Source organism: Marinobacter sp. MIT932201 (genome assembly GCF_047123295.1).
Lineage (GTDB): Bacteria > Pseudomonadota > Gammaproteobacteria > Pseudomonadales > Oleiphilaceae > Marinobacter > Marinobacter salsuginis.
Window position 1 is genome coordinate 1,113,684 of the sequence record NZ_CP138917.1, and the last position, 26,142, is coordinate 1,139,825.

Genomic DNA, 26,142 nt, shown 5'->3' on the forward strand with positions numbered 1-26,142 from the left:
GGTTCAAGTCTTAAATTCGTTGTGCAGGCTGTTTAGTGGCCATGCGCCTGGTATAAGTCGTTGGCGATTGCGCCCATCATGCGCTCACCGTTGTTTACTAGCCTCTGTATCAGCCTCTGCTCTTCACCCAAAGTGTTGGCCATCGCAATAATTGCTCGCTGCTTGGCAAGGGGCGGAACAACGACTGGGGCATCTTCCAGCACACTGCGGCGAATACTTTTTGTTAGGGTGCCTTCGGCATTTTGCTCAAAGTAACGTTGAGCCGGTGCCTGATTCAGTAACCACACCATAAACTCGGGCAGGATGTCTTTCTTCTTCAGGTTGACCACAAAAAAATGGGGTGCAGCAACGGCCTGCTTACCCGTAGAAGCCAATAACTGATCCACCTGCACGGCGTAGTTATGGCTGCCACGAGCGGCCACTAAAATATCACCTGTGGTGAGGTAGTCGGGTTCACGCTTGCCGGTTAGCTCTGTTTCTAAACAGTCTGACCAGCGAATCCCTTCGGTTAGCGAGACATCCTTCATCTGAACCGCGACCACAGCAGAGCCTGGCACTTCAGGGATTTTGCCCCGAAATGGATAGCCTGCATTGATGGTTGCGATCTGTTTCAGCTTCACGTCTTCACCTATTCATAGCCAATGATGCAGAAATAATCTGTTGATCCTGGTTAAATGTCAAGCTAAAGTTGTTTCATCGCCTTTGATGCAAAGAAAGTTGCTCGAGGGCTTTTTGTTGGGTAGGGTTATTACATCATTGTCTATGAAGCAAAATTTTCGTGTCAGAGTTGAGGTGGTTCGCAAGCTGGAATGCTATGAGCCGTCAACGGTAGAACTTATGGGTAGCCATTTATGCAGTGCTGCCGCCAAAGGTCGTGACTACTATCGGCACCCGGCGCAAGACGTGGCACATGATGTGTTTTACCACTACCCGATGATTGTTGACCCGGATGGTTCGCTCTGGGCAGAGGCTAATCGCTATCTGCTGAGCAGATTGAACGGATTTGTGCCTGCAAAACGGCGGACTCTCGAATCTATAGCGGGGGATCTGGTGCATTTCAGGCAGTGGTTGCTGGAAGAGGAGATCGATTTTCTGACCGTATCGGCCCGGCCCAGGGCAAGACCTACGTACCGTTATTGCACTTATTTGCACGATGAAATTCGTCAGGGAAAGTTAAAGGCACGCACGGCTAAACGTCGTATGAGTAGTTTGCAGAACTTCTATCGTTGGCTTGAAACGGAAGGTTTTAAGTTTGACCATCCGTTGTGGCTTGAAGATGAGGCCGCACTGATGTTCAGAGATGCGCGAGGTTTTCAGCGCAGAAAGTCAGTAAAAAGCACAGACCTGACTCGATCGTTCAGGATAGTGAAGAGCAATGATGACTACAGCGAGTGCATTGATGATGGCGGTAAACTGAGGCCATTACCAAAAGATGAACAAGTGGCCTTAATTCAAGCTCTGAAAGCCATTGGTAACACCGAAATGACATTGGCGTTCTTTCTTGCTTTGGCGACTGGCGCACGGTTGCAAACTGTTTTCACGCTTCGTCGGCAGAATTTTTTGGATGAGCCATATAAAGGCGCTGTGTCTCATAGGATAAAAGTCGGTGCCGGAACACCGGTCAGCACCAAGTATGGCAAGCAGATGGTGTTGCTTGTACCGCTATTTCTGTATCGCCGGGTGCAGATTTACATGAATTCTGAGCGATGCCGTCAACGGATTGGGTTGTCGAAGCATGTATATCCAGAAGATGGCGATCAATATCTGTTTCTGACCCGCGCTGGTCAGCCTTACTACATGGCTGAGAATGACCCTTTCGCGTTCTTGTATCGAAGCCCGCCAAGGGGTAACGCCGTCACTCAATTCATTAGGCAGCAATTAAAGCCAGAGCTTTACCGCCATGGGTACGAATTTGAATTCCGTTTCCATGATCTGCGGGCGACCTTTGGAATGAATCTGTTGGAAAGTTTTGTTAACCAAATGTCGAAGGCCGAACCCAGTTTGGCTGTAAAGGCAGATATGACAAAAGCCCTGATGCTGGTTCGTTCCAGGATGGGACATACCAGTATTCGGACGACAGAAGCCTACTTAAACTACCGCGAAAAATACCGGGTCGCGCTTAATTTGCAGTCGGAGTATGAGGCTTACCTTGAATCCATGTTGAATGAGGTAAATACCGATGACGTGGAGTAAGCGAAAGACTGTTTCCTATACCATCGAACAACTGCCCACAGATGAAACCGGGAAAGTTGTACTGATAGACCCTTCAGCTGTGAAGGTTTTTATCCCAGGATATAAATATGCTATGGATATAGGTAGTTGGTGTTACACGGAACGAAAAAGGATTGATAGAGCCAGCAACACTGATGCCTGTGCGAGCTTTTATGTTGATAAGCAATCTTATAGGGTGGAAAGGTTGGGCTTTATTTGTGGTTATCTTGATTATCTCAAGAATCACCTGGCTTTGGGAAAATCCCCTAATACTTTGAAAACAGCGGTTGGACAGTTTCAAACATTTGTTGAATGGTGTAACAAGAATTATGTGTCGTGCTTTGATGCAAAAGAGCACTATGTTCAAGCAGTTCATATGTTTTCAGAAGAAAAAATATCCCTCATAAGAAAAAGTAAAATAAACATCAATACCGCAGCCACGATGCAGCTTGTTGTTATTACTGTCGGTAGAGGGATATACCATGATCCATATGGGGATTTGTTTCGGTTTGTTAGAAGGATAAGGCGATCATATCGAGCAGTAAATCGAACGGTTGTTCCAGAGGATGTCGCTGTTAGTGATTCTCTGAAGGTTTATATGCAGTTGTTTACACAATTATCTGACTTTGTATTGAAATTCGAAATGTATCCCAAAAAAGTATATGTGGGAGATGAATATTTCTGGTGCTTTCCCTCTTCAATTCCGTTTGCTGGGCCTTCAAGTTTCAATCAAAAGAATGGACTAAACAATAAATTCATTGCGTATGATTATATAGGTGGCCGTGTTAGAACATTAGAGGAAATAGCTTTTTTGTCGAGCACTAATAACTCATGCTCTCATAAGGCATCGTATGCGAATGCTGAGAATAATATAAGGCTGGCGAATGAGGATAGATTTCATCGGCGTAGGGTTGATGCGGCGACTATGGCGATACAGTCATTTATTATGCTTTTCTCGGCAAATACAGGAATGAATCTTGGTCAAATAATTGATTTGCCATATGAAGAGGATTACCGGGCTATAAAATCAAAGATGGGTTTTAAAACGATAAAGTACAGAGCCGGAGGGAGAGATGTAATATTTCATATATCGTCATGGTTTTATGTTCACTTTAAAAAGTATCTTCTTCTAAGGCGGTATCTTTTAGAAGCGACAGGCAGGGACGTTTTTTCATTTTTATTTGTTACCTGTACCAGTGGAGAGTTGAAGAAAATAGGTATGAACTTATCTACTTATTACCACAATAGGTTGAAGGCATGTTTTAACATTGATGAAAAGATAACAACAAGAATGTGGCGAGCGTATAAAGGGGATTGGTTGATACGCAATACTGATGTTTCAACGTCTGCAATGTTAATGCAGAACTCACCGATTACAATTCTTCGTCATTATTCTGAGGGAAGTGAATCTAAAAACTCGTCCGAAATATCTCAGTTTTTTGATGAGTATAAGCACATTATCTCTGGTGGATATCAGGGTTGTGAGAAGATCCCTGTCGGGCATTGTGCTCAAAGGGCTCCTAAACTTGTTTATAACTCGGCAGTAAAACCTGATTGTAAGTCATTTGAAGGCTGTCTGTTTTGTGAAAACTACAGAATAGTTGCCGACAAAAATGACTATCATAAGCTTTTGAGCTTTAAGTACATCCTGTCTGAAGTCAGAACAATAGCCTTTTCCGAAGAGCATTTTATAAATGTCATCCAGCCTGTGATTATGCAGATTGATGTGTTTCTTGATGTTATTAAAAGAAACTATAAGGGATCGATATTGGATTTGCGCAAAATAGAACGATCTGTAAGTGATGCAGAAATTCTATATGAGTATTGGCAAGAAAAGCTTCTAACTTTGATTGATATAGGGGCTCTCTCGTAATGAAGCATTCATATCAAGCAAATTTTTCAAGTTTTTTGTCGGGAGAGGATGTTCGAAACCCTGATATATTTTATTTGCGCGATAATAAGCGGCCAGTAGATACATTTGTCATATCTCGAGATTCTAACGGATCTGCTAAGTCTATATACTCTGATGATATTTGGGACTTGAGAGGGTATCGACTTGCAGGAGATTCAGGGTCAGCTAAGATAGATTTCTCCTTTGCAAGACTTAGTCAACGGCATGAAGCAAAATGGATGACATTTTTGCTTATCTATATAGTCGAGGGTGATACAAGTTTTGGCATAAGTATTCCGACTATAATGGATTATGTTAAAGTTTTCAGGCGCCTTTTTCGATATTCTGATAACGAAGGTTTGATTATTGGGGAAGTTCTTTCAAATGAAGATGAGTTGAAAAGGTTCATTAATAATATTGAAACCAAAGGCCTTCTTTCCAGCTTTTCTTCTATACTGGGCCACTTCATAAGGATTCCTAGTGAGATATCTGGATATAGGATAACAAGTTCGTATTATAAGTACTTTTCACTTGACAAAGCTAAAGGCTACCCTGTTTCTTTACAACACCCTGTAATTCCTCCGCGGATACTGTCATCCTTGATTGACGAATTAGATTGTTTTCTTGATTTAGTATCAAAGTATATTGATCGTATTTGCGATTTTTTTTCTCAAATTATAACAGATCCTCTTTTTGCACGATGCGAGGCGAAGCAGAGGCAGTATGGCGTGCTAAAGTCTCATATGCAGCCATTTTTTCAAGATGCAAGCGCCATATATGGCCTTGAGGAAATATTTTCCAAGTTTGAGATACGTAATATTCCTTCGTTGAGTAAATTTATCACAAGGATTCAACATGCTTGTCGAATATATATTCATATATATACCGGGATGAGGAACTCAGAAGTTTTAAGCTTGGCCGTTGATTCTCTTAAAATTAGTGGAATGGGAACTGGTAGAACATATAAGTTTATTGGATTTACCAGCAAGTTTGTGGGGCAGAAGAAAAAAGTTTCTTGGGTGACAAGTAAAAATGTTGTTTTGGCTTTTGATGTTGCTAAGAGAATTGCGAGTTTAATTATAAGTCATGCTGATATTTCCAGTTCGGAAAAGCCATTGTTTATTAGTATCAAATATCTAAAATTAACTGGCCCTTCGCCAGATTCTGATGAGCCGATTGTTTTAGCTAGATCTGGCAGTAAAGCGCAAGAGATATTTAATTATTTCGGTGAGTCGAAGTTCATAATTTCAAATCATGACTTTGAGCATCTTTGTAATGTGGACCCTTTTAGATCTTGGTCAGATGAGAAACTATTTAAAATAGGTTCTGTCTGGCGATTTACGACACATCAGTTTAGAAGAACATTAGCTTTTTATATTTCACAATCTTCTAACGTTTCCCTGCCAGCCCTGAAAAGTCAGTTGAAGCATCTCACGCGAGAAATGTCTTTGTATTATTGCAGCGGGTCTCCTCTGTCTAAGGATTTTGATCATATGGATCATTTCTCTCATTTTCTGATTAAAGCTAAACCAGAAGCGGATACGATTGCTTATGCGGGATTATTAGACGATACAACTGAACCGCTATTTGGAGCTTACGGGAGGTTTATAAATAGAAATGATGCTAATAACAGTTTTTGTAGTCTTGACCGGGATGACTTAGAAAAGAGTTTCAAAAAGGGTGAGATTGCATATAAAGAGACACCTCTGGGGGCATGTATGACGACATCCCCATGTGACAAAAAACTACTTCGCCTGGTTTCTGCCTGTATTAGCTGTGATAAGGCAATCATAAAACCAAGTAAGCTGGAACGAGTCATTGCGCGTCAAAGGATCTTTGTTGATGAGCTAAAAAGCAACGGTGATTCGAGCATCGCGCTTAGAACCGAGTTGTCAGAACTAGAAGATCTCGAAAGTTACCAGCGTCGGATCGCTCTTTTGAGAAATAAGGGGGGCTAGCATGAAAGAATACTGGGAAGCACTAGAACGCTTGAAGGCAGGGTGCCCAAGCCGAGTTCCGCTAGGCTCTTCGATTAACAAGGACACCGTTGCATTGGAGGCTGGCAGAAAGCGTGGGTCAATTAAGAAATCCAGGAGCAGCTTCGGGGAATTGATTGCGGCAATTGACACTGCGAGCGGAGAGGTTGATGTACCAGCTAACAAACCTAGTGATTTACTTCGAAAAGCCAGAGCAGAGAAGCAAAATTACAAAGAACTCTATCATCAGGCTCTGAATCGAGAGTTGATGTTGCTTGATAGGCTGGTCCGCTTGGAGAAAGAGTTGGCCCGCTTTTCAAATGTGGTGCCTATTAGAGAATAGAATTATGTGGATTCAAAAAGAAGTAAAAATCTCACCCAAGAGACGAGGATTTCATCTGATTACAGATGAAATCGTAAGGCAGGTACCAGAGTTGTCCCAGGTATCTGTTGGGCTTGCTCATATTTTCATCAAGCACACCTCTGCGTCTTTGACGATCAACGAAAACGCAGATCCTACCGTGCGTGGAGACTTTGAAAGCTTCTTTAACCGTGCGGTTCCCGAAAATGAGCCCTATTACAAGCATATTTATGAGGGAAGTGACGACTTGCCCAGCCACATTAAGGCCAGTCTGCTTGGGAGTAGTGTTTCTGTTCCTGTGTCTGACGGGAGCTTTAACATGGGAACCTGGCAAGGTATTTATCTATGTGAGCATCGTAATCATGGTGGCTCCCGTTCGCTGGTTGTCACGATTCATGGAGAGGGGTAAGTGAGCAAGAAAGGGAATCCAATAATTTATATCGGTGGGCCGGGATATAGATATGAAGATTTTGAGCCGTTAATTGGCAGTATTGATGAGCATATAAAAGAGGTGCTATCAGTATTGAAAGCTGAAAACGTTAAGGGTGCCACTTCGAATATTAAAATGGTCGTCGATGTATTTAACCCAGAGAAAGTAGGTGCTTTTGCAAAAACGGTCGATATCTGCAATGGAACATATTACGCTGAAATGACGGCAGGATTGTCATATCACGTATGGCTAGCCTCTCGTGTGTTTGAAACGGATTATGACTTTTTGCCATGGTTAAAGAGTATCAAAATCAGAGATAAAAATTTAAAGAAGAGTGGGCGAAAGAAATTAATTGCTGACTTTGCATATTACCTTTGTAGCTATGCAATCATTCTTCATGAGCTATCTCATATTTACCTTGGACATACTGACTTTCTTAAGTCAAAGAGCAGTTCAGAGGTCTTGAATGAATTTCCTGATGAGAGTGAAATCGCTAGAAATGATTTGACGGTTAGGTATGCGTTTGAAGCTGAAGCTGATCGTCAATCAATCGAGTTTCTAATGGCGTTTCTAGAAGGTGCTTTGGGAAAAGATGGAATGGGAATCCATATTCGGTTTCCGAGTCGTTTGGCTGTGTATGAGTTTGTGATTTATGCATTAACTTCACTGACGGCACTTTTGCAGCAGATGTCTTTAGGAGTAAAGAACACTGTTCATCCTGATGCCAATGTCAGACAGTACATATTTTACTCGTCAGTAATTGCCTATCTGAAGAAGAGACAACCGGATTTGAGCAATGTCCTCGAAACAAAGATTCCAATATGGGCGATGGAAGCAGGTAAGAAGATGGGAATACTTAAATCTCATGATCCTTTCGATGTTATGCGTACGGCCTTAGATTTAGCTAAGGTTGATGACATTTTGAAAGAGTCAGGGGTCCGGGAGTTCCAACACAAGATGTATACTTCTGAAGGTATGGACAGTTGAGTCCATACAGGCGTTTTAAGATGTGGACAGGTGGTATCGGACAATGGCCATGAGCTGTGTGGGGTTAAGGGCGAGGCCATATGGACACATCATCCGTATGGTGGATATGCCGGCCCATATCAAAAGCATACTGATCGGTCCCTCCCTGACCCTGCCGGTCAGTCATGGTCATCTGGCCCTGGGAACCTGGCAGGGGCTTTACCTCTGCGAGCACCGGGACCGGGCCGGAAGCCGGCGTATCGTGGCAACCTTGCAGGGACGCTGGTAACCCTGCGCTTGTGCTGCCCCGATGCCGTGGAACGTGTTGGTCTTCACCCATTGGCTCTTGCTGATGGGTGGATATCCACCCATTTTCAGCCCTGAATCCTCTCCTGAATTCACTAATGCTCTGTTTTAAATAATTAATTCGGAACTGGTCTGCTCCTTGCTCTTGGGAATACCCACCGAGGCAACATAGCTTCGTTGAGCACCCAACAAACAAAATGAAACGGGAGCATTCTCTATGAAAACCCAAGCCGTAATGGCGGTAGCATTCGCCTCCACCTTCGCCGTCGCAACCCCCGCAGCAGCCCAGGACCGTTCAGACTGGCCCACCAACTTCACCGTTGGTACTGCCAGCCAGGGTGGGACCTACTTTGCCTATGGTTCCGGTTGGGCCAACTTTGTGGCTGAAAACCTGGGCGTCTCCGGTGGCGCAGAAATCACCGGCGGTCCGGTGCAGAACATGGCGCTCGTGCATACCGGCGACCTCAAATTCGGCCTGACCACCATGGGTCCCGCCCGTGAGTCCATGGAGGGTAATAGCCCGCTGGCTCCGGGTATGATGATGGACAATGTCTGCGCCATGTTCCCGATGTACGAGACGCCGTTCTCGGTAACCGCGCTCTCCAGCTCCGGCATCACCTCCATTGCTGATATTCCGGATGGCGCGACCATAGGCTTCGGGCCGGCCGGTTCCACCTCCGATACCTACTTCCCGCGCATGATGGAAACCCTGGGTGTGAACTTTGAGCGCCGTAACGGCAGCTGGTCCGATCTGGGTGGTCAGCTCCAGGATGGCCTGATTGACGTGGTGGCTTTCGCGGCAGGTATCCCTATTCCGGCGGTCAGCCAGCTGGAAGTCCAGACTGATGTGAATATCATCGGTATGACCGATGCCGAGGCAGAAACCATTATCAATAACTTCCCGGTCTCCGAATTCATCATCCCTGCGTCCACCTACCAGTCCCTGGATGCACCTTCCCGCGTGGTGTCCATGTGGAACTTCGCGATGGTTAACTGTGATGTGTCCGAAAGCTTCGTGTATGAGATCACCAAGCTGACCATGGAGAACAATGACAAGATGGTTTCCATCCACAAGGCGGCCCGCAATTCGGTTCCCGAGAACTACACAAAGAACAACGTTCTGCCCTGGCACCCGGGCGCGGCACGTTGGTTTAACGAGAACGGTTACCCGATCGAAGACAGCAAGATCAAGTAATAGTGCTCAGGCGGGGGGCGGCCTGGCGGCCCCCCGCAAATTAAGACCAGCAGGGTTCTGGTCCCGATTTGCCTGCAAGCAGGGTGTGTCATGACTACCGAACAAAACTCGAAAGATCTTCCGGACATCGAAGTGGGCGAGGACCATGTGCTCGCACACAACGTGGATGATGAGCCGGTCGAAGCCAACCGTCGCCTGTTTGAAGGCGGCTTGCTGAAATTTGTCGCCATGCTGGCGATCGCCTATTCAGCCTTTCACCTGTATTCCCTTAACATAGCGCCCCTTGAGACCTGGTCGTTCCGGATCGTTCACATCGCCGGCGCTCTGGTACTGGGTTTCGTGCTGTTTGCCGGCGCCCGGTTCGTATCATCCGAAGAGGGTGGTGCCCGCCATCGGTGGACGACCTGGATCAGTGCTGGCGCCATGCTGCCGGCTCTCTATGTGTTGTATCAGACGTTCTCGTTCTGGCAGATGGTCCAGAATGGCGCCATGCGAATCCCTGCTGAACTTGAGGTGTGGCACTTTGGCTGGCCTTTGCTGGCGGCAACCGGTGCCGGCATTGTCATGAGCTGGTTTCACCAACGCGAGCGATCGGTGTTCAGCGTTCCCGATCTGGTGCTGATCGCCTGCTCGCTGGCCGTTGCCGCTTACTTTCTGGTGGTCTACAACACGTCTATGCGTATGTCGACCGGTACGTCCTTCGCGCCGGTAGGTATTTCCTTTGCCGCTATTGCGGGTACCGCCTTGATCATGGAGCTGACCCGGCGTGTTGCTGGCATGGCGCTGGTGATCATCGGCCTGGTTTTCCTGGCTTATGTGTTCGCCGGCCCTTACCTGCCGGGTTTTCTTGGCTACCCCGGTCTTTCCGTACAGCGGTTCTTCAGCCAGGTCTACACGGACGCCGGGATTCTCGGGCCAACCACCGCAGTGTCCTCGACCTACATCATTCTCTTCATTATTTTTGCCGCCTTCCTGCAGTCCTCGAAGGTGGGCGACTACTTCGTGAATTTTGCATTTGCTGCGGCTGGCCGTTCCCGGGGTGGCCCGGCCAAGGTCTCGATCTTCGCGTCCGGTTTGATGGGTATGATCAACGGCACCAGTGCCGGCAACGTGGTCTCCACGGGTTCACTGACGATTCCGTTGATGAAAAAGGTGGGTTATAGCAAACAGTCTGCCGGCGCTGTCGAGGCGGCTGCGTCTACTGGCGGGCAGATCATGCCACCGATCATGGGCGCCGGTGCCTTTATCATGGCTGAGATTACCGGCATTCCCTACACCGAGATTGCTATTGCGGCGATTATCCCGGCGATCCTGTATTTCGCCTCGGTCTACTTCATGGTGGATTTTGAGGCCGCCAAGACAGGTATGCGCGGCATGCGTGAAGATGAGCTGCCGAAGCTCAAAACCATGATGAAGCAGTGCTACCTGTTCGTGCCGATCATCATATTGATCGTGGCGCTGTTCATGGGTTACTCGGTGATCCGGGCAGGTACCCTCGCGACTGTTTCTGCCGCTGTGGTGAGCTGGTTGTCTCCCAACAAGATGGGCCTGCGGCAAATCCTTCAGGCGCTGGAAATCGCGTCCTACATGGCAATCCAGATTATCGTGGTGTGCGCCGCGGCCGGGGTTATCGTGGGCGTAATCTCCCTGACCGGAGTTGGTGCACGCTTCTCTGTGTTGTTGTTGGATGTTGCTGCCACCAGCCAGCTGCTGGCTCTGATCTTCGCCATGTTCATCTCCATTCTGCTGGGTATGGGAATGCCCACCACGGCGGCTTATGCGGTTGCTGCCTCGGTGGTAGCTCCGGGCCTGGTGCAGTTGGGGATTGAGCCGCTGACCGCTCACTTCTTTGTGTTCTACTTCGCTGTGGTGTCGGCGATCACGCCACCGGTTGCGCTTGCGTCCTATGCTGCGGCAGGGATTTCCGGCGCCAACGCGATGGAAACCTCCGTGGCCTCGTTCCGGATTGGCATTGCAGCCTTCATCGTGCCCTTCATGTTCTTCTACAACAGTGCTCTGTTGATGGAAGCGGGGTGGTTCGAGATCGCAAGGGCGCTGGTAACCGCAACGTTTGGTGTCTACATGCTGTCTGGCGGTGTGCTTGGCTGGTTTGCGAGGGTTTCTGCTTCCTGGGTAACCCGAGTCCTCCTGATTGCCGCCGCGCTACTGATGATCGAGGGCGGGCTCTGGACAGACCTTACCGGTATTGCCCTGGCGGTTCTGGCCTTCGTCATCCAGAAACAGCGGAAAGCTCGCCTTGCCACGGCAGGTGTCGTGTAAAGAGGCATGGCTGCGAGGATCTGCGACAGAACAACCGTACCCTGTTAGCCAGGGTACGGTTGTTCTGGCTTCAGCCTGCCTATACTCTAGCGGCTTTCCGCGGTTGTTCAGGAATCGGATGCTATGTCCTACCGGATCGGTGCTGTTCTTGTTTTCCTTGCCACACTGGTTGTGTCCTGGCTGCTTGGAGGCTGGGTCGGATACCGGCAGGTGGAGCAGGAGAGCCTGGAAGAGTCGTTCCGTTACCGGCAGCTGGTTGCCAATGAGTTGAACCGGTATCTGCCGGTCCCCGAGTTGATGGCAGAGCATCCGCTGCTTGAACGGGCGCTGACTGACCCGGGTAATCCGGACGTTATTCTCGAGGCCAACGAGCAGATGCAGCGTATGGCCACCATTGTGGGTAGCTCCGACGTTTACCTGATGGATGTAAACGGCCTGACCATCGCCGCCAACAACTATCAGCAAGCCGACAGCTTTGTCGGCAGCAACTACGCTTTCCGGCCCTATTTTTCAGAAGCAGTGTCTAATCGGGATTCGGCCATCTATTTTGCTTTGGGGCTTATGTCGGGAGTCCGCGGCCTGTACTTTTCACATCCTGTCATCGACGACTCGGGCCGTCTTCTCGGAGTGGTGGCCGTAAAGGTTCTTGTTCATGAGCTGGAATCCCAGTGGGATCGGCCTGCTTCTCTCAGGGAAGCAGAAATGGTCGTGCTGGATGACGCTGGTATCAGTTTTCTGGCAAGCAAACCCAATTGGTTGTATCGGAACTTTTCAAATGCGGGGGTGGCCCCGGACGCGGCTTCCCGTCAGCGTTATCCGGACCGCGACCTGAACCCGATCGAATTCGATAACCTGGGTAAGCCCTGGGGCTTGTCGGAGAATTCCACTGCCATCAATATTCTTGAAAACGGCGAGGTCAGAGAGTATCTCAGCGTTCGAACGCCGCTGCCGAAACTGGACTGGAATCTTCAGGTAATGGTGAGCACGCGCTCTGTGGTCTGGACCCGTCTTGGATTTCTGGTTGGTGGTACCGCGCTGTTTTTTGGTGGTCTTCTGACCTGGCTTTATCTGCGCGAACGCTACCGGCGCGAAGCTGAACTTGCCTTGCGAGGCGAGCAACTGGAGCGCAGCGTGGCCGAGAGGACCGCAGACCTGGAGAACTCCAACCGCAAGCTGGTGGAAGAAATTCGGGAACGTGAACGCACCCAGAACGAACTTCGGGAAACCCAGCAGGAGTTGATTCAGGCGGCAAAACTGGCGGTGCTAGGACAGATGTCTGCAGGGCTCAACCACGAAATGAACCAGCCTCTGACGGCCATTCAGACCTACGCACGAAACAGCCGGCGCTTCCTTGAGAAAGGCGCAAGCGAGATGGTCGATGCTAACCTGTCAGAGATCATCGTCCTGTGTGACAAGATGGCGGAGCTGACCCGGCAGTTCAAGGTGTTCGCCCGCAAATCCGAGGGCCCGCCTGCAGTGGTCGATCTCCGGCAACCGATCGATGCTTCGTTGAAAATTATCGTCGCCCAGCAATCGAGCTCAGAGATCGACATCCAGTGGCGCCGCCCGGAGGCGCCGGTGATGTGCCACGGCGACTTGATCCGGATAGAGCAGGTCATGGTCAACCTGATGGCCAATGCGGTTCAGGCGGTTGAGGGTGGCGAGCGACCGGAAATCCGGATCGATATAGAAGAGACCGAGCATTGCTGGAAATGTCTGGTCCGTGACAATGGGCCCGGGTTGCAGGGCGACACCGAACAGATCTTCGAGCCCTTTTTTACCACCAAGTCGGTCAAACAGGGCCTGGGCCTGGGGCTTTCCATATCGCGCCAGATCGTGGATGCGCTGGGTGGCAGCCTGATCGGCCGCAATCGCAAGGACGGCCCCGGCGCCGAATTCGTTGTAACCCTCAAGAAGCGGGAGGCCACGGAATGACAGAATCTTCGGTAATCTTTGTGGACGATGATCCACACATCCGCCAGGCCATTGCCCAGACGCTGACCCTGGAGGACATGCCGGTCAGCTGTTTCGAGGGGGCGCCGTCGGCACTCAAGCACATCAATGCCGAGTATGACGGTGTGGTTCTGTGTGATTACAACATGCCGGATATGAACGGCCTGGAGATGCTGGACCGGATCCGGGCGATTGATGACACCATTCCGGTGATCATCCTTACCGGCCAGGGGGACATAAGCACAGCTGTTACGGCAATGCAGCAAGGGGCGTACGATTTCATTGAAAAGCCCTTTGATCATGACGAGCTGATTGAGCTGCTTCGCCACGCCCTTGAGAAACGACACCTTGCCCTCGAAAACCGCCGTCTCAAGGCCCAGTTGCGTCACCTGGCCAAGCCAGGCCCCCGGATGCTTGGCGATTCGCCGTCCATGCGGAAAGTCATGGCCACTATTGATCCGATTCTTGATATCTCCGCCAATATTCTGCTGCATGGAGAGACCGGGTCGGGTAAGGACGCGCTGGCCCGGTATATCCATGAGAACAGTGGCCGCAGTGCCCATAATTTTGTCGCAATCAACTGTGGGGCGGTCCCCGAGAACCTGATCGAGAGCGAACTGTTTGGCCACGAGGCCGGTGCCTTCACCGGAGCGGAGAAACGCCGTATCGGCAAGATCGAGCATGCCCACAAGGGCACCCTGTTCCTGGATGAAGTGGAAAGCATGCCCATGCCGTTACAGGTTAAACTGTTACGGGTGCTGGAGGAGCAACGGGTAGAGCGCCTGGGTAGCAATCAGGTTCAGGAAGTGGACGTCCGCATCATTGCTGCCACCAAGGCCGACCTGAAAAAACTCAGTGACGAGGGCGAGTTCCGGTCTGATCTCTACTACCGTCTAAACGTTGTGAAAGTGGATATTCCGCCGTTGCGAGAGCGCAAGGAAGACGTGCCGATGCTTTTTCACCACTTCGTACTCATTGCGGCCGCTCGTTACGATCGCGAAAGCATTCCCCTGGATGCCGGCCAGGCGGCCCGGCTGATGCAGCATTCCTGGCCCGGCAATGTTCGTGAACTCAGGAACCTGGCGGAGCGCTATGTGTTATTGGGGCCTGCAGCACTGGACGAGAATGAGCCGTCGGATGCCGGCAACGTAGCGGGCCGCCAAACGCTGGCTGAAATGATGGATGGTTTTGAACGCTCTGCTATTGTCAGCGCCCTCAACGCCAGCCACGGCAGCATCAAGGACACCATGGTGCAGCTCGGTATTGCCCGTAAAACCCTGTACGACAAGATGCGCAAGCACGGGCTGGATAAAGCCCAGTTCAAGGACTGAGCTACAAAATTTTACCGTCTCGGTTACCGGGCAGAAACAAACTACGCATTATCATCAATGATAATTCCGGCGGGTTTTTCGTAGTCTTGCGGGTTTTTCCGTGCCGGGCCACCCGGCTCCCTGAGTGTTCAACCTGAAAGACGACCAGCCATGAAAAACCTGACCATCCAGACACGGGTGCTATTGCTGGCCCTGGTGCCGGTGATTGTTCTTACCGCATTCCTGACAAGCTACAACCTGAATCAGGCCAGATTTATTGGCGAGGAGGCCGTTGCCGGCTTCTCCTCCGATATGGAGGAGAGCAAGCGGCAGGAGCTGCAAAATTATCTGGCCGTCGCCAAGTCCTCTATCGCGCATCTCTACAATCAACCGGGCTCCGCGGACGATCCGGAGGTTCGCGAAAAAGCCTGGGAGATACTCCGACAGCTTCGCTTCAACGATTCGGGAAGTACCGGTTATTTCTTTGCCTATGACACCAAAGGCGTCAACGTAATGCACGGTGTTAACCAGTCGCTCGAGGGCAGGAATCTGTGGGATTTCCAGGACCCGAATGGAACCTATCTCATTCGTGAGTTGGTGAAGGCGGCGCGTGGTGGCGGCGGCTACGTTCCCTATGGCTGGAAGAACAGCGATACCGGGGAAGTGGCCCCCAAACTGGGTTACGCAGAAATGCTGCCAAAGTGGGGCATTATGATCGGGACCGGATTCTGGGTTGATGGCCTGGAAACGCAGGTCACCGAGATGGAAAACCATGTTGGCGATTCCTTGCGCGACGCGATCATCGGGTCAGTCACCACTTCACTGATTGCACTGGCGCTGATCGTCCTGCTTGCCCTGGTTGTGGTACGCAGCATTATTCGTCCCCTGAAATCTGCGGTTTCAGCGATGAACGATATTGCCAGTGGTGATGGCGATCTGACCCGGCGCCTGGACGTTTCCGGCAAAGATGAGCTTGGACAGCTGGCCACCGCCTTCAACAGTTTTGCCGACCAGGTCCATGGACTGGTTGAGCGGGTACTGTCATCCACCCGGACACTGAACGAGGCCACGGCTGACCTGAATCAGGTCATGACCGAAGCCGAACAGGGTGTTGAGCGGCAGAAGTCCGAGAGTGATCAGGTTGCCACGGCCATGAATGAGATGACGGCTGCAGCCCAGGAGGTTGCCAGCAACGCCAGTGAAGCCTCCACGGCAGCCGACCATGCCAATGGGCAGGTCTGTGACGCCCAGGGTCTGGTGCACCAGGCTACCGAGGTCATTGGTGGGCTTTCAGAGCAGGTCAGTGAGGGGGTTCGCGTTATTGAACAGCTGGGCGCTGACTCCCGTCGCATTGACAGTGTGCTTGAGGTCATTCGTGAAATTGCCGATCAGACCAACCTGCTGGCGCTCAACGCGGCGATCGAAGCAGCACGAGCCGGTGAGGCCGGGCGAGGTTTTGCCGTGGTTGCCGATGAGGTGCGCACGCTGGCTCGCCGGACCCAGCAGAGTACCCAGGAAATCCAGGACATGATTGAGCGGTTGCAGTCCGGTGCCGGCAATGCGGTCAAACTGATCGGCTCAATCAGTGAGCGCAGTGAAGCAACCGTTGAAGAAACCCGCCAGGTGAACGAGGCGCTGCAGCGCATTGGTCAGGCGGTGGCAACAATCACGGATATGAACACCCAGATTGCCAGCGCTGCGGAAGAGCAGACCAGTGTTTCTGAAACCATTAACCAGAATGTGCACGAGATTGTTGCCATTACCGAACAGACGGCCCAGGGAACCCGCCGAGCCGGTGACGCAACTCAGCGCCTGAAGAATCTGGCGTCGGAGATGTCGGATGAGGTTAGTCGCTACCGGGTCTGATTCCAGCCGGTAATCTCGGGGGAAAGGGCAGAACGCGCGTTCTGCCCTTTTTTTGTATCTGTGTCCCGTCCTGGACTGTCAGAGATTGGCTTCGGCAAACTCCGCCAGGACCGAGCGGGGTACACCCTGCAGGTGGATGTGGGCGCCATGGCGGAAGCCCTTGAAGCGCTCGGTCATATAGGTGAGGCCAGAACTCAGGGCGCTCAGATAGGGTGTATCGATCTGCGCAAGGTTGCCCAGACAGATTACCTTCGAGCCATTACCTGCCCGGGTAATAATGGTCTTGATCTGGTGCGGCGTCAGGTTCTGGGACTCGTCTATGATGATCAGGCTGTGCTGGAAACTGCGGCCCCGGATGTAATTCATGGACTTGAAGTGCAGGGGTACCTTGCTGAGGATGTAGTCGACGCTGGCGGTCATGTTCTCGTCGTCTTCGTGGAGCGCTTCCAGGTTGTCGACGATGGCGCCCAGCCAGGGCTCCATTTTTTCAGCCTCGGTGCCGGGCAGGAACCCGATGTCCTCATCCAGCCCCTGGGTGGAACGGGTGGCGATAATGCGCTTGTAAAGCTTGCTGGCCACGGTCATCTCGATACAGGCGGCCAGGGCCAGGATGGTTTTACCGGAACCGGCAGAACCCGTGAGATTGACCAGATGGATATCCGGGTCCAGCAGCAGGTTCAGCGCCATGGCCTGATAGATGTCCCGGGGTACCAGCCCCCAGACTTCCTCGTTCATCAGGTCGTGCTGGTGCAGATCCTTGATGATCACCTGGGTGTCTGAAAGGTCTACCACCTTGCCGACAAAGCCCATTTCATCGATCACAAACTCATTGATGTTGAGCTTTGCCAGTTCTCCCTCGCGCTTGAGGATGTGCTCGGTGGTGCCTTCCCGCTGAACGGTCTCTACCTTCTCGATGGTGTCCCAGAAAGAGTTTGGAAATTCCCGATAGCCCTTGGGCAGAAGATCAATGTCATCAAGCAACTGGTCGTTGTGGTAGTCCTGCGCCTCCACGCCAAAGCCCCGCGCCTTCAGGCGCATATTGATGTCCTTGGACACCAGGATAATATCCCGGGACTTGTGGCGGTTCTGGAGGGCGGCCAGGGTATTGATGATCTTGTTGTCGTTCAGGTGCTCGGGCAGTGAGTGGTTGCCGCTGTCACCGGTGCTCATCAGGATCGAAAGACTGCCCAGGGGCTCGGCCTTCTTGCCACGAACAATGGGTACACCCTTTTCGATGACCTTTGGGCTGGCATCGCCCAGCAACTTGTCGATGTTGCGAATCGCCTGCCGGCAGTCAGCGGCCACGGCTTGCTTGCCGGATTTGAGGCTGTCGAGTTCTTCGAGGACCGTCATCGGAATGATGACATCGTGTTCTTCAAAGTTGAGGAGGGCGTTCGGGTCGTGGATCAGGACGTTGGTGTCGAGGACGTACATCTTTCTGCGAGCTTGCGGTGCTCTGGGCATAGGTGGCGCTACCTCTCTGGTGGCTCAGTCGTTATTGGCGCAGCGTTGCGTGAGTTCCTCATCCGAGATCACTTTCAGCATATCGTAAGTCGTTATGATGCCGGTAATTTTTGAATCATTGGTGACAAAGATCCGGTGCAGGTGCTCGCGCATCATGATATTGGCAATGTCGCGCACCGGCGTCTTCTCGTCAACAGATAAAACGATCGGGGTCATGATGTCACGAACTTCTACCGGCACCTTCCCCATTTCTTCAAAGATCACCATCCGCAGACGACGGGCTTCCTCGCGTTCCTCTGGTGTCAGATGCCTGTCGGCATCGGAGCGAGTGGCGTTCCAGCGGAATTCGGTGATGTCTTTCAGAGTGGCAATACCGACAATCTCGCCATCGTCGTCGGTGACAGGGCTGCCGGTTATTTCGTTGTCGGTGAGAAAGCGTGCCAGGCGGTCCATGGTCCAGGATTGGGGAACGGCCTTTATACTGGGTGTCATGATCTCGTAGGCGAGAACGGTCATTGATCTGGGCTGCCTTATGAAGTCCTTTCCGAAAGCTTAGCGCGTGATCCCTTGCGCGTCATCCCTTCACAGGTCTGACGGGTCAGGAACCGGGCGGACTGATGCCAATGAGTTGGCCATCCTCATCGTAGACCAGTTGATAGCCGCGATATTTGTCCCTGTTGGCAACGCGTTCGAGCTCTTCCATGGAGCGCACCGGAATATCCACCAGCAGCGAGTTCACCAGCCATCCCGGAAGTGAGCCATTGGGATCCGTGTGCTGAACCCAGACCATCCTGGTTTTGTCTCCTTCCGGGGTGAAACGGTACAGGGTGTCGGACCGGTCGACCCTGACCCGGCTGCTGCTCTCTGCCCGCTGATCGGGCATAGCGTTGAGATCCATGACAATCTCACCAGAAGCCCGGTCGCCCCGCGTCCGGATGCGCAGCACATAGTCCCGGTCGGTCACCGGCCATGGCATGTCATTCACCGAATAGGCAAAGCGATCATGGAACTCGCCATCGCCGAAGGCATAGGATTCAGAACAGTTGTGCACCCACTCAACACAGGAGCCGGGATTGGCCATGACGGCCATCAGGTTTTCGATGGGTGCATCGAGAACCGCCACGGCCTTGAACGCCTTAAAGCTGGAGTCAGGCTGCTCGATGGTATACACCCGGATATGATCGGCTTCCTTTCGCAGTGTCCATTGCTCGTCGGTTTCAGTGGGCAGTTCAGCCCGGGCACTGGCGGCAACGGCAAATACCAGCAGTGCACAGATAAGCCCGCTGATGACCGAGGCCCAGCCCGTAATGCCATGGGCTATGCTCTTTCTCATAGGGTACACTTCCTTGCAGATGGTGGGCCGAGTCTAGCATGAGGCTTTTACTGGCATGGCCACAGAAACAGTGGATTGTGAACCAGGTAGCGACCCGCTGATACGATTTACCGAATTGGCCTGATCTGACGACGACTATGACCATGGAAAAGCTGATCAACGGCAAAGGACAGATAGTTCCCGGGGTGCTCGATGAACCGGTCAAAGAGATTAACTACCTGGACTATGACCTGCGTACGGTAATGGACCGCCCCCGTTCACGGCTGGCCCGGCGGTGGCGCTTCAACCAGTTCCAGTTCGTCAGCGCCATGGGTCCGGGATGGGTGTTTGGCCTGGCGGTGGTGGATCTTAAACTGCTGGGAAACGGGTTCTTCTACCTTTACGATTTCGAGACCGGCCAGATGATGGAACAATCGTTCCTTCAGCCATTGGCCAGGCAGACCCGCATTGAACCGCTGCCAGAGGAGGGCGTGGCAACATTCAGCAAAGGCGAGGTCGACGTGCGAATCGCGCCAACGGCTGATGGCCGGACGATTGCGGTGTCCGCCCCGGGTGATATCCGTATCGAGCTTACTTTGAAAGAGGATCGGGACCCACTCCGCCTGGTGTGTCCGGCCGGTTACAATGGCTGGGTGTTTACCCGCAAGTCAGCTGGCTTGCCGGTGGAAGGGGAAGTGCGTTGGGATCACCGCATCTGGCGCTGCGACGAGGAGACCCGGGGCACTATTGACTGGAGCTGCGGCTTCATGCGCCGGGAAACCGCCTGGAACTGGGCCTGCCTGGCGGGTCAGCTTCCGGATGGCCGGATTGATCTGCATTTTGTTCCGGCCGGTGTCCGCAAGGAAAAACTGAACGCCTGGGTGCTGGCATCCAACTTCCGGCAGTATGTGGGCACCTTCAATGGAACGGTGACGGATGAGGCTGGCGGGAAAATCGAGGTTAAAGGCCTGCGAGGACTGATGGAAGATCACTTCGCAAGGTGGTGAGAGATGGCCTGGCCCGCCCCATTCTATCCGGGACAGGCCAGATCACACCGTTTATCGTTCTGGTAGCGTGACGTTCAGCTCCAGTACCGAGCAACTTTCGTTACGGTCCACTTCAACCTGAACCATGTCGTCACTGATCTGGACGTACTTGCGGATAACCTCTAGCAGCTCCTGCTGAAGCTGTGGCAGGTAATCCGGTTGTTCGCGCTGGCCCCGCTCGTGGGCCACGATAATCTGCAGGCGCTCTTTGGCAACGCTTGCGGATTTGTTTTTCTTGCCCTTGAAATAATCGAGGAAACTCATCCTTTAGCCCCCCTTGAACATCCGTGAGAAGAAACCCTTCTTCTGGGACGTCATGAAACGGTGTTCCCGCTCCTCACCCAGCAGGCGCGCGACGGCGTCTTCATAGGCCTGGCCAGCATCGCTGTCCTCTTCGAGGATGACGGGCAAACCCTGGTTTGACGCATTCAGTACAACCTGGCTTTCGGGAATGACACCCAGCAGCGGAATTGCGAGGATCTCCTCCACATCCGCTACAGACAGCATCTCGCCCTTTTCAACCCGGGCCGGGTTGTAGCGCGTCAGAAGCAGGTGTTCCTTGACCGGATCCTGGCCCATTTCGGCGCGGCGGGACTTGCTCTGCAGAATGCCCAGAATTCGGTCGGAATCCCGGACCGAGGACACTTCGGGGTTGGTGACCACAATCGCTTCATCGGCGTAATACAGCGCCATCAGAGCACCATGCTCAATGCCGGCGGGGGAGTCGCAGACGATGTAATCGAAGGTCTCGGAAAGCTCGTTGATCACCTTCTCGACGCCTTCTTTGGTCAGTGCTTCCTTTTCCCGGGTCTGGGAGGCGGGGAGAATGTAGAGGGTATCGACCCGCTTGTCGCGGATCAGGGCCTGGTTCAGGGTTGCTTCGCCCTGGATCACGTTGACGAAGTCGTACACCACGCGACGCTCGCAGTTCATGATCAGGTCCAGATTGCGCAGGCCAACGTCAAAATCGATGACCACTGTCTTGTGGCCCCGTTTGGCAAGGCCGGTGCTGATCGAGGCGCTGGTGGTGGTTTTGCCAACGCCGCCCTTTCCTGAGGTAACGACAATAATTCTAGCCAAGGTTCTGTTCCTGTTTCTCGGTGGATTCGTCGTGTCTGCCGAATTGTCCGGTCAAGTTATTGTATTCAGCTTCAATATCAGGCCTTGTCCAGTGGCGTTACCACCAGCAGGTCGTCCCTGAGCTGGATTTGCACAGCGCTTTTCCAGCCATTGTCCTGAAGATCTTCGGAGATTTTATAGTGTCCCGCGATGGACACAAGCTCCGCCTCAAGGGATTGGCAGAAAATTCGTGCGGATTCTGCCCCATGGATGCCGGCCAGCGCCCGGCCCCGGAGCGGACCGTAAACATGGATGTTGCCTGCCGCCAGCACTTCGGCGCCGGCCTGTACCGGCGCCAGAATAACCAGGTCGCCTTCCGGCGCGTGGATCTGTTGGCCGGAGCGTACAGGCTGGGAGATGATTTTGGCTGGAGGTGGGTCACCGGCAGCGCCAGTAGAGGCTGTGCCAACCGCCGCTTCCGCTTCCTCCGCGACAGCCTGCTCCGCTTCATGGGCGCGGTCCCGCTGGCCGTTGCCCGGCAGCAACGCCAATGCAGCTCCGCGGGCCAGGCGGCGCTGATCGTCGCTGCCACCGCGCACGCCAATGACGTGGATGTTGTTGCGCCGACAGGTACCAATGATTTTGAAGAAATCCAGTTCGCTATCCAGCCCCTGGTATTTCTCGAGACTGATGATGAGCGGAATGTCCTTGAAGAACCCCGGTGCCTGGCTGATCTTGTCTCGCAGTACGTCTTCGAACTCGCCGTCGTCAAAGTAGTAGAGCTCCAGGGCTGTCATGGACACGCTGGCGCTTTTTAGCTGAAAACCCTGTTTTACCCCGGAGGTGGCGGTATCGCTCATGAAGGAGTCTCTTCCCTGGTGATGTTGTCGGTTGGGTTCGGGCGTTGCCGGAGCGGCACGCCTTCAAATCGGATGCCTGACCATCCGGTGCTGATGAACTGTCGGATGTTGCCGTGGCTCTCACCGGTCGGGTCGTCCAGAACCTGCTGATAGTGCTCGGCAAACAGTTTCAGTGTGTCGACTTCACTCAAATTGCAGTACTGGCCCAGACCAAAGATCCGGCAGGACCCGGCATTCTCGCCTTCGGCGTTTACCAGCGGGCCGTTCCGGAAACCACAGGGCTGATACTCGAAGTGCTGTTCGATCAGGGCCAGGGAGTCTTTGAAGCTGGCATGACCAGCGTCCAGGGATGCCAGGTGAATCCTCACGGCATCGTTAACGCTCATTATTTGTGTTCCTGCTTGGGGCCTGTCTGATAGAGCGCCTTCCACTCCTCGTAGGGCATGCCGTAGATTTCTTCGCGGGCCTGGGGATCAGAGATCTCGAAACCCCGCTCATCCGCTTCTGCCCGATACCATTTCGATAGACAGTTACGGCAGAAACCCGCCAGGTTCATCAGGTCAATGTTTTGCACCTCCGTGTTCTCTCGCAGGTGCTTGACCAGGCGACGGAAGGCTGCGGCTTCAATTTCAGTGCGTTCTGCTTCAGGAATCGGATTGCTCATATTGGCCTCGCAATGGTTGATGCGCCGTTTATCAGGAATCCTGACATTCTCTGCATGTTAGCTTAAGATACAAGGCTGTATAAATGTACAGAGAATCGACGCGAGCCCCCTGATTATGCCACAACGCAAGATCATCCATGTGGATTGTGACTGCTTCTATGCGGCCGTGGAGATGCGGGACGATCCCAGCCTCCGGGAGGTGCCGCTGGCAGTGGGCGGTGATGGTGGACGGGGCGTGGTAACTACCTGCAATTACAAGGCCCGAGCTTACGGTGTGCGTTCGGCGATGCCCGGCAGCGAGGCACGTCGCCTTTGCCCGGGACTGGTGACCGTCCCGACGGATATGGGACGCTACCGGGCGGTCTCACAGCAGGTGATGGCGATCCTGCGGGAAATGACGGATCTGGTGGAACCGCTCTCTCTGGATGAAGCTTTTCTGGACGTTTCCGATGTGACCGATCACAAGGGCAGCGCTACGCTAATGGCCCGACACCTACGGGAGCGGGTACGCAGGGAAGTGGGTATTACCATTTCCGCCGGCGTGGCGCCCAATAAATTTCTCGCCAAGATCGCCAGCGACTGGGAAAAGCCGGACGGGCTCTTTGTGATCCGCCCGGAGGACGTTGAAGGTTTCGTGCAGGGATTGCCGGTGGAAAAGCTGTTCGGGGTAGGGCAGGTGACGGCCTCGAAACTCCACGCACTGGGGGTCAAGACCTGCGGGGACATGCAGGCGCTTGGGGCTGATGTGTTAATCGAGCGCTTCGGGAAGCAGGGCTACCGCCTCCACGAAATGGCCCACGGCCGGGATGACCGGGCCGTCGTGGTGTCGCGGATCGCCAAGTCAGTCAGCGTCGAGCGGACCTTTTCCCAGGACTTGCCGGACATGGCCGCCTGCGAAACCGTTATGGCCTCCCTGGTAGCCGACCTCAACCTTCGTCTGTCGCGCAAGGCGCGCAGGAAGCCGATCCATAAACTCTTTATCAAGATCCGCTACAGTGATTTTTCAACCCATACCCTGGAGCGGGTCCGGGAACAGATCAAAGAGCCCACCCTGGAAGATTATCTGCCGCTGCTGGCGGAACTGGTGACCAACCGGCAGCGACCGGTTCGGCTGTTGGGTCTCGGTGTGCGTTTTCGCAATGATGACGCCCCGGTCACCCAGTTGCGTTTGTTTGATTAGAAGTGCAGCCAGTTCATGGCCATGTAGCCCATCAGCCCGCCGATCAGAGCGCCCGCGGCGACGTCGCTGGGGTAGTGCAGCCCCAGGACTACCCGTGATGCGGCGACACTAAGGGTAAATGGCAGCACTATCGTTGCCAGCGCCGGTTCGGCCAGGGTGAGCATAACCTGGAAGCAGGCAGCGTGAAGGGTATGGCCGGAGGGAAAACTGTAGCGATCCAGGGGTGGTGTGCTGCAGTCGATGGCAGGAAAGGAAATGAAAGGGCGTTCCCGGATTAGCCAGCGCTTCAGAAGCTTGTAGCTGACGGTACAGGCAAGGCCGGTCAGCGCCATGAGCAGCGCTAGCCCTGGCCCCGAGGCCGGATAAAGAAAAGGGATCGACAGGATCAGGGCATACCAGAACCAGCCGTCACCCAGTCGGCTTACCAGCCGGAAATAGCCGAGGACTGGCCGGAAACGAACAGCCCGGTTAATAGTCTGGCAGAAAGCGAATTCGCGCTGGTCTGCCAGTTCAAAGAAGCGAGACGCTTTGCTTGTTGATGGCATGGTATCCGGCCTTTTCGGGTTGATTGAAAACCAGTTGTTCAAACTGTTCGATCTGGGACTTCCAGCTCTGTTCCAGGGCGTCCAGCCTTGCCTGGGCCCTGATACGGTTCAGCAAGGTCGGCTGATCGGCCAGTCGGAGTGCACTGTCGACGTAAGCCTCGTCCTGATCCAGCGGCACCTTCATGCCGTTTTCCTCGTGGCGGATGTGTTCGGCTGCTGCCGCGTCGTCAAAGCTGACAACACCCAGGCCGCTGGCCATGGCCTCCAGTACCACGTTGCCAAAGGTGTCGGTCTTGCTCGGAAACAGGAACAGATCGCCCGAGGCATAATGTCGGGCCAGGTCGTCTCCCCGCCGGGTGCCGCAGAACACGTAATCAGGGTGGCGCTCGGCCAGTTGACGCCGAAGCGGGCCGTCGCCAACAAGGATGAACCTGGCCTGGGGATGAAGGCCGCGGATGCGTTCAAAGCAGGCGACCGCCATGCGCAGGTTTTTCTCCGGCGCGAGCCGACCCACATAAAGGATGGCGCGGTCATTGGCCTGCAATCCCCAGGATTCTCGTAGTGCGCTGTCACGCTTATGGGGCGTGAAGCGGTGACAGTCGACGCCCCGACTCCAGAGACCGGTTGCCGGGATGCCCATGGCTTTTGTCGTCTGCTGCATTTTTCGGGTGGGCACCAGGGTGATGGCGGTGCGATTGTGGAACCAGCGGCCGTAGAGACACAGTAAACGCTCAAGCATGCCAACGCCGTAGTAGCGGCTGTAGCTGTGGAAGTTGGTGTGGAAGCCGGAGCTGACCGGAATACCCGTCTGGCGCGCAGCTGATGTGGCAGCGACACCCAGTGGTCCCTGGGTGGCAACATAGACTGCGTCCGGGCGGTCGCCGGCCAGGAGTTTTTTCAGGTGGCTGGTCCGGGCGAGGCCAAAACGCAGGTCCGCATAGCCAGGCAGAGGCAATCCGGTCACCACATGCTCACGGGTGAACAGGGCCTCGCCGGCGCTGGCAAAGTTGCCTTTGCGCTCATGCTGCTGCCGTGGCCGTATAACTGTCACCCGATGCCCACGCTGCATCAGCCCCTGGCAAAGATGCCTGAGCGTATTTGCCACACCATTGATTTCCGGCGGAAAAGTCTCCGAAACAATGGTAATGTGTTGTTGGCGCCGGGTGGCCTGCATGGTCTCGGTCACGGTGTTTCCTGTGCTTCCTTTGACATGCCCCTACTATGAAAAGCTGGCATGACAGTTATGCGACACTCCCGTGACATTCCC

General features: G+C 53.1%; 25 protein-coding genes. 14 read left to right on the plus strand and 11 right to left on the minus strand.

Annotated features, from left to right (window positions below):
- Positions 1-32 precede the first annotated feature (32 nt).
- Positions 33-620 carry a hypothetical protein gene (locus SIC15_RS05095; RefSeq protein ID WP_412537198.1) on the minus strand — a complete coding sequence of 196 codons (588 nt, stop codon included), beginning with the start codon at positions 618-620 and terminating at the stop codon, positions 33-35.
- A gap of 40 nt (positions 621-660) precedes the next feature.
- Here SIC15_RS05095 and SIC15_RS05100 point away from each other — a divergent pair, with 40 nt between their 5' ends.
- From SIC15_RS05100 to SIC15_RS05155, 12 genes are all read left to right on the plus strand, one after another.
- A complete protein-coding gene (locus tag SIC15_RS05100) occupies positions 661-2,193 on the plus strand; it encodes a tyrosine-type recombinase/integrase (RefSeq protein WP_412537199.1) in 1,533 nt (510 codons plus the stop codon).
- Entirely contained in the window at positions 2,180-4,084 is a 1,905-nt protein-coding gene (locus SIC15_RS05105; RefSeq protein WP_412537200.1) for a hypothetical protein, read from the plus strand. Before SIC15_RS05100 ends, SIC15_RS05105 begins: the two co-directional genes overlap by 14 nt.
- Positions 4,084-6,060, plus strand: coding sequence for a hypothetical protein (locus SIC15_RS05110; RefSeq protein WP_412537201.1), 1,977 nt, complete (start codon positions 4,084-4,086; stop codon positions 6,058-6,060). Before SIC15_RS05105 ends, SIC15_RS05110 begins: the two co-directional genes overlap by 1 nt.
- A 1-nt stretch (position 6,061) precedes the next feature.
- Positions 6,062-6,421, plus strand: a complete 360-nt coding sequence (locus SIC15_RS05115) for a hypothetical protein (RefSeq protein ID WP_412537202.1) — start codon at positions 6,062-6,064, stop codon at positions 6,419-6,421.
- A 4-nt stretch (positions 6,422-6,425) separates the two neighbouring features.
- The gene (locus tag SIC15_RS05120; RefSeq protein ID WP_412537203.1) at positions 6,426-6,848 is read left to right on the plus strand and encodes a secondary thiamine-phosphate synthase enzyme YjbQ; all 423 of its coding nucleotides are present in this window, start codon (positions 6,426-6,428) and stop codon (positions 6,846-6,848) included.
- Complete coding sequence (locus SIC15_RS05125) at positions 6,849-7,856, plus strand: hypothetical protein (protein WP_412537204.1); 1,008 nt, start codon at positions 6,849-6,851, stop codon at positions 7,854-7,856. It abuts the gene before it with no gap.
- A gap of 43 nt (positions 7,857-7,899) precedes the next feature.
- Entirely contained in the window at positions 7,900-8,124 is a 225-nt protein-coding gene (locus SIC15_RS05130; protein ID WP_412537205.1) for a YjbQ family protein, read from the plus strand.
- A gap of 234 nt (positions 8,125-8,358) precedes the next feature.
- On the plus strand, positions 8,359-9,336 hold the full coding sequence (locus SIC15_RS05135; protein WP_069184067.1) for a TAXI family TRAP transporter solute-binding subunit: 978 nt from the start codon (positions 8,359-8,361) through the stop codon (positions 9,334-9,336).
- A 90-nt stretch (positions 9,337-9,426) separates the two neighbouring features.
- Positions 9,427-11,616: a TRAP transporter permease gene (locus SIC15_RS05140; RefSeq protein WP_069184068.1), complete on the plus strand. Its 2,190-nt coding sequence runs from the start codon at positions 9,427-9,429 to the stop codon at positions 11,614-11,616.
- A 123-nt stretch (positions 11,617-11,739) separates the two neighbouring features.
- Entirely contained in the window at positions 11,740-13,551 is a 1,812-nt protein-coding gene (locus SIC15_RS05145) for a sensor histidine kinase (RefSeq protein WP_069184069.1), read from the plus strand.
- Positions 13,548-14,900, plus strand: coding sequence for a sigma-54-dependent transcriptional regulator (locus SIC15_RS05150; protein ID WP_069184070.1), 1,353 nt, complete (start codon positions 13,548-13,550; stop codon positions 14,898-14,900). The genes SIC15_RS05145 and SIC15_RS05150 overlap by 4 nt, the downstream gene beginning before the upstream one ends.
- 150 nt (positions 14,901-15,050) lie before the next feature.
- Positions 15,051-16,745, plus strand: coding sequence for a methyl-accepting chemotaxis protein (locus tag SIC15_RS05155; RefSeq protein WP_153637260.1), 1,695 nt, complete (start codon positions 15,051-15,053; stop codon positions 16,743-16,745).
- A 78-nt stretch (positions 16,746-16,823) separates the two neighbouring features.
- Here the strand turns inward: SIC15_RS05155 and SIC15_RS05160 are convergent, their stop codons facing one another.
- The 3 genes from SIC15_RS05160 to SIC15_RS05170 form a co-directional block, all read right to left on the minus strand.
- Positions 16,824-18,209 carry a PhoH family protein gene (locus SIC15_RS05160; protein ID WP_205632665.1) on the minus strand — a complete coding sequence of 462 codons (1,386 nt, stop codon included), beginning with the start codon at positions 18,207-18,209 and terminating at the stop codon, positions 16,824-16,826.
- 24 nt (positions 18,210-18,233) lie between these two features.
- On the minus strand, positions 18,234-18,725 hold the full coding sequence (locus SIC15_RS05165) for an HPP family protein (RefSeq protein ID WP_412537206.1): 492 nt from the start codon (positions 18,723-18,725) through the stop codon (positions 18,234-18,236).
- 82 nt (positions 18,726-18,807) lie between these two features.
- Positions 18,808-19,542: an START domain-containing protein gene (locus SIC15_RS05170; protein ID WP_136629264.1), complete on the minus strand. Its 735-nt coding sequence runs from the start codon at positions 19,540-19,542 to the stop codon at positions 18,808-18,810.
- A gap of 137 nt (positions 19,543-19,679) precedes the next feature.
- Here SIC15_RS05170 and SIC15_RS05175 point away from each other — a divergent pair, with 137 nt between their 5' ends.
- Complete coding sequence (locus SIC15_RS05175) at positions 19,680-20,528, plus strand: DUF2804 domain-containing protein (RefSeq protein ID WP_412537207.1); 849 nt, start codon at positions 19,680-19,682, stop codon at positions 20,526-20,528.
- A gap of 51 nt (positions 20,529-20,579) precedes the next feature.
- Here the strand turns inward: SIC15_RS05175 and minE are convergent, their stop codons facing one another.
- The 5 genes from minE to SIC15_RS05200 all read right to left on the minus strand — a co-directional run bounded on the left by minE (position 20,580) and on the right by SIC15_RS05200 (position 23,150).
- Positions 20,580-20,831: a cell division topological specificity factor MinE gene (gene minE / locus SIC15_RS05180; RefSeq protein ID WP_064227083.1), complete on the minus strand. Its 252-nt coding sequence runs from the start codon at positions 20,829-20,831 to the stop codon at positions 20,580-20,582.
- Positions 20,832-20,834: 3 nt separating this feature from the next.
- On the minus strand, positions 20,835-21,647 hold the full coding sequence (minD, locus tag SIC15_RS05185; protein ID WP_069184076.1) for a septum site-determining protein MinD: 813 nt from the start codon (positions 21,645-21,647) through the stop codon (positions 20,835-20,837).
- Between the two features lie 77 nt (positions 21,648-21,724).
- Positions 21,725-22,486, minus strand: coding sequence for a septum site-determining protein MinC (gene minC, locus SIC15_RS05190; RefSeq protein WP_305966623.1), 762 nt, complete (start codon positions 22,484-22,486; stop codon positions 21,725-21,727).
- Positions 22,483-22,872, minus strand: coding sequence for a HopJ type III effector protein (locus SIC15_RS05195; RefSeq protein WP_153634546.1), 390 nt, complete (start codon positions 22,870-22,872; stop codon positions 22,483-22,485). The genes minC and SIC15_RS05195 overlap by 4 nt, the downstream gene beginning before the upstream one ends.
- Complete coding sequence (locus SIC15_RS05200) at positions 22,872-23,150, minus strand: DUF1244 domain-containing protein (protein ID WP_069184079.1); 279 nt, start codon at positions 23,148-23,150, stop codon at positions 22,872-22,874. Before SIC15_RS05200 ends, SIC15_RS05195 begins: the two co-directional genes overlap by 1 nt.
- Positions 23,151-23,265: 115 nt before the next feature.
- On the opposite strand from SIC15_RS05200, the gene dinB reads away from it, so the two are divergent.
- Positions 23,266-24,330: a DNA polymerase IV gene (dinB, locus tag SIC15_RS05205; RefSeq protein ID WP_412537208.1), complete on the plus strand. Its 1,065-nt coding sequence runs from the start codon at positions 23,266-23,268 to the stop codon at positions 24,328-24,330.
- Here dinB and SIC15_RS05210 read toward each other — a convergent pair.
- Both SIC15_RS05210 and SIC15_RS05215 read right to left on the minus strand, forming a co-directional pair.
- Positions 24,327-24,875, minus strand: coding sequence for a phosphatase PAP2 family protein (locus SIC15_RS05210; RefSeq protein ID WP_412537209.1), 549 nt, complete (start codon positions 24,873-24,875; stop codon positions 24,327-24,329). The two genes, dinB and SIC15_RS05210, sit on opposite strands and share 4 nt — an antisense overlap.
- Positions 24,841-26,049 carry a glycosyltransferase family 4 protein gene (locus SIC15_RS05215; RefSeq protein ID WP_412537591.1) on the minus strand — a complete coding sequence of 403 codons (1,209 nt, stop codon included), beginning with the start codon at positions 26,047-26,049 and terminating at the stop codon, positions 24,841-24,843. The genes SIC15_RS05210 and SIC15_RS05215 overlap by 35 nt, the downstream gene beginning before the upstream one ends.
- Between the last annotated feature and the right edge of the window lie 93 nt (positions 26,050-26,142).

Coding starts and splice junctions, on each gene's coding strand:
- SIC15_RS05105 (WP_412537200.1), top strand. CDS start 2,180: ATGACGTGGAGTAAGCGAAAGACTGTTTCCTATACCATCGAACAACTG.
- SIC15_RS05210 (WP_412537209.1), bottom strand. CDS start 24,875: ATGCCATCAACAAGCAAAGCGTCTCGCTTCTTTGAACTGGCAGACCAG.
- SIC15_RS05165 (WP_412537206.1), bottom strand. CDS start 18,725: ATGACCGTTCTCGCCTACGAGATCATGACACCCAGTATAAAGGCCGTT.
- SIC15_RS05110 (WP_412537201.1), top strand. CDS start 4,084: ATGAAGCATTCATATCAAGCAAATTTTTCAAGTTTTTTGTCGGGAGAG.
- SIC15_RS05150 (WP_069184070.1), top strand. CDS start 13,548: ATGACAGAATCTTCGGTAATCTTTGTGGACGATGATCCACACATCCGC.
- SIC15_RS05175 (WP_412537207.1), top strand. CDS start 19,680: ATGACCATGGAAAAGCTGATCAACGGCAAAGGACAGATAGTTCCCGGG.
- SIC15_RS05130 (WP_412537205.1), top strand. CDS start 7,900: ATGGCCATGAGCTGTGTGGGGTTAAGGGCGAGGCCATATGGACACATC.
- SIC15_RS05200 (WP_069184079.1), bottom strand. CDS start 23,150: ATGAGCAATCCGATTCCTGAAGCAGAACGCACTGAAATTGAAGCCGCA.
- SIC15_RS05115 (WP_412537202.1), top strand. CDS start 6,062: ATGAAAGAATACTGGGAAGCACTAGAACGCTTGAAGGCAGGGTGCCCA.
- SIC15_RS05145 (WP_069184069.1), top strand. CDS start 11,740: ATGTCCTACCGGATCGGTGCTGTTCTTGTTTTCCTTGCCACACTGGTT.
- SIC15_RS05160 (WP_205632665.1), bottom strand. CDS start 18,209: ATGCCCAGAGCACCGCAAGCTCGCAGAAAGATGTACGTCCTCGACACC.
- SIC15_RS05140 (WP_069184068.1), top strand. CDS start 9,427: ATGACTACCGAACAAAACTCGAAAGATCTTCCGGACATCGAAGTGGGC.
- SIC15_RS05170 (WP_136629264.1), bottom strand. CDS start 19,542: ATGAGAAAGAGCATAGCCCATGGCATTACGGGCTGGGCCTCGGTCATC.
- SIC15_RS05155 (WP_153637260.1), top strand. CDS start 15,051: ATGAAAAACCTGACCATCCAGACACGGGTGCTATTGCTGGCCCTGGTG.
- SIC15_RS05215 (WP_412537591.1), bottom strand. CDS start 26,049: ATGCAGGCCACCCGGCGCCAACAACACATTACCATTGTTTCGGAGACT.
- SIC15_RS05120 (WP_412537203.1), top strand. CDS start 6,426: ATGTGGATTCAAAAAGAAGTAAAAATCTCACCCAAGAGACGAGGATTT.
- dinB (WP_412537208.1), top strand. CDS start 23,266: ATGCCACAACGCAAGATCATCCATGTGGATTGTGACTGCTTCTATGCG.
- minE (WP_064227083.1), bottom strand. CDS start 20,831: ATGAGTTTCCTCGATTATTTCAAGGGCAAGAAAAACAAATCCGCAAGC.
- SIC15_RS05135 (WP_069184067.1), top strand. CDS start 8,359: ATGAAAACCCAAGCCGTAATGGCGGTAGCATTCGCCTCCACCTTCGCC.
- minC (WP_305966623.1), bottom strand. CDS start 22,486: ATGAGCGATACCGCCACCTCCGGGGTAAAACAGGGTTTTCAGCTAAAA.
- SIC15_RS05195 (WP_153634546.1), bottom strand. CDS start 22,872: ATGAGCGTTAACGATGCCGTGAGGATTCACCTGGCATCCCTGGACGCT.